At 54.4% G+C, this 11,442-nt stretch carries 9 protein-coding genes; all 9 read left to right on the plus strand.

From position 1 onward, the window contains the following. The first annotated feature begins 699 nt into the window (after positions 1-699). The 9 genes from lrhA to nuoI all read left to right on the plus strand — a co-directional run bounded on the left by lrhA (position 700) and on the right by nuoI (position 11,438). Complete coding sequence (lrhA, locus tag IM282_RS10605; RefSeq protein ID WP_032622483.1) at positions 700-1,638, plus strand: transcriptional regulator LrhA; 939 nt, start codon at positions 700-702, stop codon at positions 1,636-1,638. A 631-nt stretch (positions 1,639-2,269) separates the two neighbouring features. Next, a complete protein-coding gene (nuoA, locus tag IM282_RS10610) occupies positions 2,270-2,710 on the plus strand; it encodes an NADH-quinone oxidoreductase subunit NuoA (RefSeq protein ID WP_003861475.1) in 441 nt (146 codons plus the stop codon). 15 nt (positions 2,711-2,725) lie between these two features. Beyond that, the gene (gene nuoB, locus IM282_RS10615; protein WP_003861482.1) at positions 2,726-3,400 is read left to right on the plus strand and encodes an NADH-quinone oxidoreductase subunit NuoB; all 675 of its coding nucleotides are present in this window, start codon (positions 2,726-2,728) and stop codon (positions 3,398-3,400) included. An 89-nt stretch (positions 3,401-3,489) separates the two neighbouring features. Next, positions 3,490-5,292, plus strand: coding sequence for an NADH-quinone oxidoreductase subunit C/D (gene nuoC / locus IM282_RS10620; RefSeq protein WP_003861484.1), 1,803 nt, complete (start codon positions 3,490-3,492; stop codon positions 5,290-5,292). 2 nt (positions 5,293-5,294) lie between these two features. Beyond that, positions 5,295-5,795, plus strand: coding sequence for an NADH-quinone oxidoreductase subunit NuoE (gene nuoE / locus IM282_RS10625; protein ID WP_006176513.1), 501 nt, complete (start codon positions 5,295-5,297; stop codon positions 5,793-5,795). Further along, a complete protein-coding gene (gene nuoF / locus IM282_RS10630) occupies positions 5,792-7,129 on the plus strand; it encodes an NADH-quinone oxidoreductase subunit NuoF (RefSeq protein ID WP_006811381.1) in 1,338 nt (445 codons plus the stop codon). The genes nuoE and nuoF overlap by 4 nt, the downstream gene beginning before the upstream one ends. 54 nt (positions 7,130-7,183) lie before the next feature. Beyond that, positions 7,184-9,907: an NADH-quinone oxidoreductase subunit NuoG gene (nuoG, locus tag IM282_RS10635; protein WP_171936041.1), complete on the plus strand. Its 2,724-nt coding sequence runs from the start codon at positions 7,184-7,186 to the stop codon at positions 9,905-9,907. After that, a complete protein-coding gene (gene nuoH / locus IM282_RS10640) occupies positions 9,904-10,881 on the plus strand; it encodes an NADH-quinone oxidoreductase subunit NuoH (protein WP_022648828.1) in 978 nt (325 codons plus the stop codon). The genes nuoG and nuoH overlap by 4 nt, the downstream gene beginning before the upstream one ends. A 14-nt stretch (positions 10,882-10,895) precedes the next feature. Then, positions 10,896-11,438, plus strand: a complete 543-nt coding sequence (nuoI, locus tag IM282_RS10645; RefSeq protein WP_003861491.1) for an NADH-quinone oxidoreductase subunit NuoI — start codon at positions 10,896-10,898, stop codon at positions 11,436-11,438. The last annotated feature ends 4 nt before the right edge of the window (positions 11,439-11,442 follow it).

An 11,442-nucleotide genomic window follows, 5' to 3' on the forward strand; every position in this document is an offset into this window, starting at 1 on the left:
TGATTTAAATAAAAAGACGATCCGGGCTGAAGCGTTAGTCCCCCTGAGTGACCATTCGTAAAACCTGAATGCTGAGATACAGTTTGCTCTATTAGCAAAGCCAGGTTAAAAGTTACTCATGTGAAATTAATGTTAAGTGTTATTAATGAATGGCCTGAATCTAAATTAAACTTTATTTATTATTAACGACGAAAATGCAACTTTCGTTAATTTTAATAAAAAGAGTGTAGTTGCTTATCATTGGCGTTAAATCCGTTATATTGCAATAAGACTTATAAATATAGTGGATTTGGGTTAAGATGTGTTTTGGGAATGCAGCGTAGCGATAGGCCTGTTACGTATATCAGCTTCTGCCTTCCTGTATTAATCGATTGTTATTGTTAAAGTAATCTCTGGCTGATTGGGTAAGTCACATCTTGCTACGCTGGCAACGCCGCGATATAGATGGCAGAAAACATGTCTTACTCTTAATGGAATTTACATCTACCTTCAGATAACGAAATATCCTGAACGCAAGAGAATAAAAATAACGTCATGAAACGTGATTTCTGACTGTTGATATACCAAAGTACAATAACTATCTGTCAGGCAGTCTGCCGGGCCGGGACGCGAGGGAAACTCTTCAGAAGGAATTGCTTAACTGTTACACACAGCTTCAACCCGGGCAGCTCCGCACGAGCAACCTGAAAGTGAAAAGATATGATAAATGCAAATCGTCCGATAATGAATCTCGACCTCGATCTGCTGAGAACGTTTGTTGCGGTCGCCGATCTCAACACTTTTGCAGCAGCTGCTGCCGCCGTTTGCCGTACCCAGTCCGCCGTGAGTCAGCAAATGCAGCGGCTGGAACAACTGGTTGGTAAAGAGCTTTTTGCGCGTCATGGACGTAATAAGCTTTTAACAGAACATGGTATTCAGCTTCTGGGTTATGCCAGAAAGATACTGCGCTTTAATGATGAAGCCTGTATGTCATTAATGTTTAGCAACCTTCAGGGAGTGTTAACATTAGGGGCGTCAGATGAATCAGCAGATACCATTTTGCCCTTCCTTCTCAACCGTATTAGCTCGGTTTATCCGAAGCTTGCCCTGGACGTTAGCGTTAAACGCAATGCCTTCATGGTTGAGATGCTGAAAGAAAACGAGGTTGACCTGGTGGTCACCACGCATCGACCTGGCCAGTATGACTGCCTGACGCTGCGTACTTCTCCTACGCACTGGTACTGTGCCGCGGAGTACGTATTGCAAAAAGGTGAGCCAATACCCCTGGTCCTGCTGGACGATCCTAGTCCGTTCCGCGATATGGTGCTGACTGCGCTCAACGAAGCCAGTATTCCGTGGCGCCTGGCGTACGTTGCGTCAACGTTGCCTGCGGTACGAGCGGCAGTGAAGGCCGGACTTGGCGTAACAGCCCGTCCGGTGGAGATGATGAGCCCCGATCTGCGTGTGCTGGGTCAATCTGAGGGACTCCCGTCGTTGCCGGATACGGAGTACCTGCTGTGCCATAATGCCGCCAGCAACAACGAGCTAGCGAAAGTGGTATTCGAGGCAATGGAAAACTATCACAATCCATGGCAGTACGCGCCTGTTACTCCGGAAGGAGGGGATGACTCCCTGATTGTGGAAAGGGATTTTGAGTGATCATTCCCCCAAAATTCTCGTAACAAAATGTAAGTGCAAAAAAGAGCCACTCGCATGATTTTTTCCTGCGAGTGGTTTTTTTTGCTATTCATAACCGCGAACGGAGCAGGGTTAAAGCAAATACCGCTTATTTATCAATGCAGAAAATGCTTTTGGTTAAGTTGTAAACGATACCTCTTCTAACTCGCCTAATACCCCGCCGATGTTAAAAAAACAGGAAATATGTTGCTGTTTTTTTGATTGAATTAACAAAAGCGTGTCTCAGATCAAGAAAATACTCCCATTTGGGGGGAGGAATCGTTGGCAAATCCTGTCAAAATAGGAGGGTTATTTTTTTTACTTCCAAAACGGACACGATTCAACAAGATGCATTTGACGTAAAGTCATGTACCCACCAGGGTTAAAGGGCACCAAATGTTAATGAGAATCGCACGTTGTAATTTAATGTGAAGAAACCTTTGTTAAAGTTGACAAAAGGTTATAGAAAGGAGTAAAAAACCCCATCATTTTGCTGTCTATGTCTCATTTCTGACAGTTAGTGTAAGGTTATTTTGTTCCTCCCCATGAATCGATGTGATGCCCATCTGCCAGCAAGAGCAGTGTCGTCGGTATCACTTTTGATGAGTAAGCAATGAGTATGTCAACATCCACAGAAGTCATCGCTCATCACTGGGCATTCGCAATCTTTCTTATTGTAGCCATTGGCCTGTGCTGCCTGATGTTAGTCGGCGGCTGGTTCCTGGGCGGTCGCGCCCGCGCAAGGCACAAGAACACACCTTTCGAATCAGGTATTGATTCAGTAGGTACCGCTCGCTTACGCCTGTCTGCCAAGTTCTACCTGGTAGCCATGTTCTTCGTCATTTTCGACGTGGAAGCGCTTTACCTCTTCGCGTGGTCTACCTCCATTCGCGAAAGTGGTTGGGTGGGCTTTGTCGAGGCCGCAATTTTCATTTTAGTGTTACTGGCCGGTCTGGTTTATCTGGTGCGTATTGGCGCGCTGGACTGGACACCTGTGCGTTCACGCCGTGAACACATCAACCCGGAAAACAGTATCTCTAATCGTCAGCAGTAACAGCGAGGCAATAAGATGGATTATACGCTCACCCGCATAGATCCTAACGGTGAGAATGACCGTTACCCCCTGCAAAAACAGGAGATCGTAACCGACCCCCTGGAGCAAGAAGTCAACAAAAGCGTGTACATGGGCAAGCTCGAACATGCCATGCACGATATGGTCAACTGGGGTCGTAAGAACTCCATCTGGCCATACAACTTTGGCCTTTCTTGCTGCTACGTTGAAATGGTGACGTCATTCACTGCGGTGCATGACGTTGCGCGTTTTGGGGCCGAGGTACTGCGTGCTTCTCCACGTCAGGCTGACCTGATGGTGGTGGCCGGGACCTGCTTTACCAAGATGGCACCGGTTATTCAGCGTCTTTATGACCAGATGCTGGAGCCAAAATGGGTAATCTCCATGGGCGCATGTGCAAACTCCGGCGGTATGTACGACATTTATTCCGTTGTGCAGGGCGTTGATAAGTTCATTCCGGTGGATGTGTACATCCCGGGCTGTCCGCCGCGTCCAGAGGCCTATATGCAGGCGCTGATGCTGCTGCAGGAGTCAATCGGTAAAGAACGCCGTCCGCTCTCCTGGGTTGTTGGCGATCAAGGTGTCTATCGCGCGAACATGCAGTCTGAGCGCGAGCGTAAACGTGGTGAACGTATTGCCGTCACCAACCTGCGTACGCCTGACGAAATTTAATTTGCGCCTGTGGGCCTGGAGAACACCTTCGCATATCACTACTCAAATAGCGCGAAGCCAGGCTTAACAGTCACCACGGACCATTTGCAATGGTGAACAATATGACCGACTTAACCGCGCAAGAAGCCGCCTGGCAGACCCGGGATCATCTCGATGACCCCGTCATTGGCGAACTGCGCAACCGTTTTGGGCCGGATGCCTTTACTGTTCAGGCCACCCGCACCGGGGTACCCGTTGTTTGGGTGAAGCGTGAGCAATTACTGGAAGTTGTCGATTTCCTCAAGAAATTGCCAAAACCTTACGTCATGCTGTTTGACTTACACGGCATGGACGAACGTCTGAGAACGCACCGCCAGGGTCTCCCTGCTGCGGATTTTTCCGTTTTCTACCACCTGATCTCAATAGACCGCAACACGGATATCATGCTCAAGGTGGCATTGTCTGAAAACGACATGCATCTGCCGACGATCACCAAACTTTTCCCGAACGCTAACTGGTACGAGCGTGAAACCTGGGAAATGTTCGGCATGACCTTCGACGGCCACCCCCATCTGACGCGCATCATGATGCCGCAGACCTGGACCGGCCACCCGCTGCGTAAAGACTACCCGGCACGCGCCACCGAATTCGACCCGTTTGAGCTGACCAAAGCCAAGCAGGATCTGGAGATGGAAGCGCTGACCTTCAAGCCGGAAGACTGGGGCATGAAGCGCGGCACCGAAAACGAGGACTTCATGTTCCTTAACCTCGGTCCAAACCACCCGTCTGCGCACGGTGCATTCCGTATTATTCTTCAGCTTGACGGCGAAGAGATTGTCGACTGCGTGCCTGACATTGGCTACCACCACCGTGGTGCTGAGAAGATGGGCGAGCGTCAGTCCTGGCACAGCTACATTCCGTATACCGACCGTATCGAATACCTCGGCGGCTGCGTAAACGAGATGCCATACGTGCTGGCCGTTGAGAAACTGGCAGGCATCACCGTCCCGGATCGCGTTAACGTGATTCGCGTGATGCTGTCTGAACTGTTCCGTATTAACAGCCACCTGCTGTACATCTCCACGTTCATTCAGGACGTCGGCGCGATGACGCCGGTCTTCTTCGCCTTTACCGACCGTCAGAAAATTTACGATCTGGTGGAAGCGATTACCGGTTTCCGTATGCACCCAGCCTGGTTCCGCATCGGCGGCGTGGCGCACGATCTGCCGCGCGGCTGGGACCGCCTGCTGCGTGAATTCCTCGACTGGATGCCGAAACGTCTGGCGTCTTACGAGAAAGCCGCGCTGCGTAACTCCATCCTGAAAGGCCGCTCCCAGGGCGTTGCTGCCTACGGCGCGAAAGAGGCGCTGGAGTGGGGAACCACAGGTGCTGGCCTGCGCGCAACCGGTATTGATTTCGACGTGCGTAAAGCCCGTCCTTACTCTGGCTACGAGAACTTCGACTTTGAAGTCCCGGTTGGCGGCGGCGTTTCCGACTGCTACACCCGCGTGATGCTGAAAGTGGAAGAGCTGCGCCAGAGCCTGCGCATCCTTGAGCAGTGCCTCAACAACATGCCGGAAGGCCCGTTCAAGGCGGATCACCCGCTGACGACGCCGCCACCGAAAGAGCGCACGCTGCAACATATCGAAACCCTGATCACCCACTTCTTGCAGGTTTCCTGGGGCCCGGTCATGCCGGCACAAGAATCCTTCCAGATGATTGAAGCGACCAAGGGTATCAACAGCTACTACCTCACCAGCGACGGCAGCACCATGAGCTACCGTACCCGCGTGCGTACGCCAAGCTTTGCGCACCTGCAGCAGATCCCGGCCGCCATTCGCGGCAGTCTGGTCTCCGACCTGATTGTGTATCTGGGTAGTATCGATTTTGTTATGTCAGATGTGGACCGCTAATTATGCACGAGAATCAACAACCACAAACCGAGGCTTTTGAGCTGAGTGAAGCAGAGCGTGCCGCCATTGAGCACGAGATGCACCACTACGAAGACCCGCGTGCGGCGTCCATTGAAGCGCTGAAAATCGTACAGAAACAGCGTGGTTGGGTGCCGGATGGGGCGATCTATGAGATCGCAAAAGTGCTGGGCATTCCGGCGAGTGACGTAGAAGGCGTAGCCACGTTCTACAGCCAGATCTTTCGTCAGCCGGTCGGCCGCCATGTGATCCGCTACTGTGACAGCGTTGTCTGCCACATTACCGGTTATCAGGGCATTCAGGCTGCGATTGAGAAGAAACTTAATATTAAGCCGGGCCAGACCACGTTCGACGGACGCTTTACCCTGCTGCCAACCTGCTGCCTGGGTAACTGCGACAAGGGACCGACCATGATGATTGATGAGGACACTCACAGCCATCTGACGCCGGAAGCGATTCCTGACCTGCTGGAGCAGTACAAATGAAAACTGTAATTCGTACTGCTGAGACGCATCCGCTGACCTGGCGTCTGCGCGATGACAAACAGCCGGTCTGGCTCGACGAATATCAGAGCAAAAACGGCTATGCCGGTGCGCGTAAAGCCCTCGGCGGCATGGCACCAGACGACATCGTTAATGCGGTAAAAGATTCTGGCCTGAAAGGGCGCGGCGGTGCGGGCTTCTCCACCGGTCTGAAGTGGAGCCTGATGCCGAAAGATGAATCCATGAACATCCGTTACCTGCTGTGTAACGCCGATGAAATGGAGCCGGGTACCTATAAAGACCGCCTGCTGATGGAACAGCTGCCGCACCTGCTGGTGGAAGGCATGCTGATCTCCGCGTTCGCGCTGAAAGCGTACCGTGGCTATATCTTCCTGCGCGGTGAATACATCGAAGCGGCTGAAAACCTGCGTCGCGCGATTGCCGAAGCCACTGAAGCCGGTCTGCTGGGTAAAAACATCCTGGGCACCGGGTTTGACTTCGAGCTGTTCGTGCACACCGGTGCCGGGCGTTATATCTGCGGTGAAGAAACCGCGCTGATTAACTCCCTGGAAGGCCGCCGCGCGAACCCGCGCTCCAAGCCACCGTTCCCGGCAAGCTCCGGCGTGTGGGGTAAACCGACCTGTGTAAACAACGTCGAAACCCTGTGTAACGTTCCGGCTATCCTTGCGAACGGCGTGGAGTGGTATCAGGGCATCTCATCAAGTAAAGATGCCGGTACCAAGCTGATGGGCTTCTCCGGTCGCGTGAAGAATCCTGGCGTCTGGGAGCTGCCGTTCGGCACCACCGCACGTGAAATTCTTGAAGACTACGCCGGCGGCATGCGCGATGGCCTGAAATTCAAAGCCTGGCAGCCGGGTGGGGCAGGGACAGACTTCTTAACCGAAGCCCACCTTGACCTGCCAATGGAGTTCGAAAGCATTGGTAAAGCAGGCAGCCGTCTGGGTACCGCGCTGGCGATGGCCGTCGACCACGAGATCGGCATGGTATCCCTGGTGCGTAACCTGGAAGAGTTCTTCGCCCGCGAGTCCTGCGGCTGGTGTACACCATGCCGTGACGGTCTGCCGTGGAGCGTGAAGATCCTGCGCGCTATCGAACGTGGCGAAGGCCAGCCTGGCGATATCGAGACACTTGAGCAACTGTGTCGATTCTTAGGGCCAGGTAAAACCTTCTGTGCCCACGCACCGGGTGCCGTCGAGCCGCTGCAGAGCGCGATTAAATATTTCCGCGACGAATTCGAAGCAGGCATCAAGCAGCCGTTCAGCAATACCCATTCTATCAATGGTATTCAGCCGAACCTGCTGAAAGCACGCTGGTAAAAACAGAATTTTGATTAACGCTCGGTTTCGGCCGAGCCAACTGGAAGCATGCTAATGGCTACGATTCATGTAGACGGCAAAGAATACGAAGTCAACGGGGCGGACAACCTGCTGGAAGCTTGTCTGTCTCTTGGCCTCGATATTCCGTACTTTTGCTGGCATCCGGCGCTGGGCAGCGTCGGTGCTTGCCGCCAGTGTGCGGTGAAGCAATATCAAAACGCGGAAGACACGCGTGGTCGACTGGTGATGTCCTGTATGACGCCAGCCACCGAAGGCACTTTTATTTCGATTGATGACGAAGAAGCCAAACAGTTCCGCGAAAGCGTAGTGGAGTGGTTGATGACCAACCACCCACACGACTGTCCGGTGTGTGAGGAGGGTGGTAACTGCCACCTTCAGGATATGACCGTCATGACTGGTCACAGCTTCCGTCGCTATCGCTTTACCAAGCGTACCCACCGAAATCAGGATCTGGGGCCGTTCATCTCTCACGAAATGAACCGCTGCATCGCCTGCTACCGCTGCGTGCGTTACTACAAAGATTATGCAGACGGTCAGGATCTGGGCGTGTATGGCGCGCATGACAACGTTTACTTTGGTCGTCCGGAAGACGGTACGCTTGAAAGCGAATTCTCCGGTAACCTGGTAGAAATCTGCCCGACCGGCGTGTTCACGGATAAAACCCACTCCGAGCGTTACAACCGTAAATGGGACATGCAGTTTGCGCCAAGCATCTGCCAGCAGTGCTCCCTCGGCTGTAACACCAGCCCGGGTGAACGTTACGGTGAACTGCGTCGTATCGAAAACCGTTACAACGGTACCGTTAACCACTACTTCCTCTGCGATCGCGGTCGTTTTGGCTATGGTTATGTGAACCTGAAAGACCGTCCGCGTCAGCCGGTTCAGCGCCGTGGCGACGACGTCATTACCCTCAACGCTGAACAGGCGATGCAGGGCGCGGCAGATATTCTGCGTCAGTCGAAGAAAGTGATCGGCATCGGCTCCCCGCGCGCCAGCATCGAAAGCAACTTCGCGCTGCGCGAGCTGGTTGGGGCGGAAAACTTCTATACCGGTATCGCCCATGGCGAGCAGGAACGTCTGCAACTGGTGCTGAAAGTGCTGCGTGAAGGCGGTGTACATACGCCTGCGCTGCGCGAAATCGAATCCTATGATGCGGTTCTGGTGCTCGGGGAAGACCTGACGCAGACCGGCGCACGCGCGGCTCTGGCGGTTCGTCAGGCGGTGAAGGGTAAAGCACGTGAAATGGCAGCGGCGCAGAAAGTGGCTGACTGGCAGATTGCGGCGATCCTCAACATCGGTCAGCGCGCGAAGCATCCTCTGTTTGTGACTAACGTCGACAACACCCGTCTGGACGATATCGCCGCGTGGACCTACTGCGCGCCGGTTGAAGATCAGGCGCGCCTCGGCTTTGCCATTGCCCACGCGCTGGACAGCAACTCGCCGGCCGTTGAACTGGATCGCGACCTGCAGAACAAGGTCGACGTGATTGCTCAGGCGCTGGCGGGGGCGAAGAAACCTCTGATTATTTCCGGTACCAACGCCGGTAGCGCTGAAATCATTCAGGCCGCAGCGAACGTTGCCAAAGCCCTGAAGGGCCGTGGCGCTGACGTCGGTGTGACCATGATTGCCCGTGCGGTGAACAGCATCGGACTGGGCATGATTGGCGGCGGCTCGCTGGAAGAAGCGTTAAGCGAACTGGAATCCGGTTCTGCTGATGCGGTGGTAGTGCTGGAAAATGACCTGCATCGCCACGCTTCCGCCGCTCGCGTTGACGCCGCGCTCTCCAAAGCACCGCTGGTGATGGTTATCGACCATCAGCGCACCGCGATCATGGACAAAGCACACCTGGTGCTCTCTGCTGCAAGCTTCGCAGAAAGCGACGGGACGGTGATCAACAACGAAGGCCGCGCACAGCGCTTCTTCCAGGTTTATGACCCGGCCTACTACGACAGCAACACCGTGATGCTGGAAAGCTGGCGCTGGCTGCACTCTCTGCACAGCACCGTGCAGAGCCGTGAAGTGGACTGGACGCAGCTCGACCACGTTATCGACGCGGTTGTTGAGAAACTGCCTCAGCTGGCGGGCATTAAAGACGCCGCGCCTGACGCAAGCTTCCGTATTCGCGGCCAGAAACTGGCGCGTGAGCCGCACCGCTACAGCGGTCGTACTGCGATGCGTGCCAATATCAGCGTGCACGAACCGCGTCAGCCGCAGGATAAAGACACCATGTTCGCCTTCTCGATGGAAGGGAACAACCAGCCGTCTGCGCCGCGTTCGCAAATCCCGTTTGCATGGGCACCGGGCTGGAACTCCCCACAGGCATGGAACAAATTCCAGGCTGAAGTGGGTGGTCATCTGCGCCACGGCGATCCGGGCGTGCGTCTGATTGAAGCCTCCGAAACCGGTCTGGACTTCTTCTCTACCGTTCCGGAACGTTTCCAGGCTCAGGAAGGCCACTGGCGTATTGCGCCGTACTACCATCTGTTCGGTAGCGACGAAATGTCCCAGCGTTCTCCGGTATTCCAGCAGCGTATGCCGCAGCCGTACATCAAGCTCAACCCGGCGGATGCCGCGAAGCTTGGCGTTAACGCGGGTGCGAACATTGCCTTTAGCTACGACGGCCAGACAATCAGCCTGCCGCTGATTATTTCGGAAAGCCTGTCAGCAGGGCAGGTGGGTCTGCCGATGGGTATGCCTGGCATCGCGCCGGTCCTGGCGGGTGCGCATCTTGATAACCTTCAGGAGGCAAAAGCATGAGTTGGTTAACGCCGGATCTTATCGACATCCTGCTGAGCATTCTGAAAGCGGTCGTCATTCTGCTGGTGGTCGTCACCTGCGGCGCGTTCATGAGCTTTGGTGAACGTCGTCTGCTCGGTCTGTTCCAGAACCGTTACGGACCGAACCGCGTGGGCTGGGGTGGTTCACTCCAGCTGGTGGCGGACATGATCAAGATGTTCTTTAAAGAGGACTGGGTTCCGCGCTTCTCGGACCGCGTGATCTTTACGCTGGCGCCGATGATCGCCTTTACCTCGCTGCTGCTGGCGTTTGCTATCGTTCCCGTCAGCCCGACCTGGGTGGTGGCTGACCTGAACATCGGCATTCTGTTCTTCCTGATGATGGCAGGCCTCGCGGTGTACGCGGTGCTGTTCGCAGGCTGGTCCAGTAACAACAAATACTCGCTGCTGGGTGCGATGCGTGCTTCCGCGCAGACGCTGAGCTACGAAGTGTTCCTGGGGCTCTCCCTGATGGGCGTGGTGGCGCAGGCCGGTTCATTCAACATGACCGACATCGTCAACAACCAGGCCGACATCTGGAACGTTATCCCGCAGTTCTTTGGTTTTGTGACCTTTGCTATCGCGGGCGTGGCGGTGTGTCACCGTCACCCGTTTGACCAGCCAGAAGCCGAACAGGAACTGGCCGACGGTTACCACATTGAATATTCCGGTATGAAATTCGGTCTGTTCTTCGTGGGCGAGTACATCGGTATCGTCACCATTTCCGCGTTGATGGTAACGCTGTTCTTTGGTGGCTGGCATGGCCCGTTCTTACCGCCGTTCATCTGGTTCGCGCTGAAAACCGCGTTCTTCATGATGATGTTCATTTTGATTCGTGCGTCCTTACCGCGTCCGCGTTATGACCAGGTAATGTCCTTCGGCTGGAAAGTGTGCCTGCCGCTGACGCTCGTCAACTTGTTGGTAACGGCGGCTGTCATTCTCTGGCAGCAGCCATAAGGGGCTTTGAGATCATGACCTTAAAAGAATTACTCGTAGGCTTTGGCACCCAGGTACGCAGTATCTGGATGATCGGCCTGCACGCGTTTGCCAAACGCGAAACCCGGATGTATCCGGAAGAGCCGGTATATCTGCCGCCGCGCTACCGTGGCCGTATCGTGCTGACGCGCGACCCGGACGGTTCCGAGCGCTGCGTAGCCTGTAACCTGTGTGCGGTAGCGTGTCCGGTAGGCTGTATCTCTCTGCAGAAAGCCGAGACGGTAGACGGCCGCTGGTACCCTGAGTTCTTCCGCATCAACTTCTCACGCTGCATTTTCTGCGGTCTGTGTGAAGAAGCGTGCCCAACCACGGCGATTCAGCTGACTCCAGACTTCGAGCTGGGTGAGTACAAGCGTCAGGACCTGGTGTACGAGAAAGAGGATCTGCTGATTTCCGGTCCGGGCAAATACCCGGAATATAACTTCTACCGGATGGCGGGTATGGCAATCGACGGCAAAGATAAGGGCGAAGCAGAGAACGAAGCTAAGCCTATCGACGTCAAGAGCCTGTTACCGTAAGGAG

Origin of the sequence: Enterobacter cloacae complex sp. P29RS (assembly GCF_014893445.1) — a bacterium.
In the GTDB taxonomy this organism is placed as follows: Bacteria; Pseudomonadota; Gammaproteobacteria; order Enterobacterales; family Enterobacteriaceae; genus Enterobacter; species Enterobacter intestinihominis.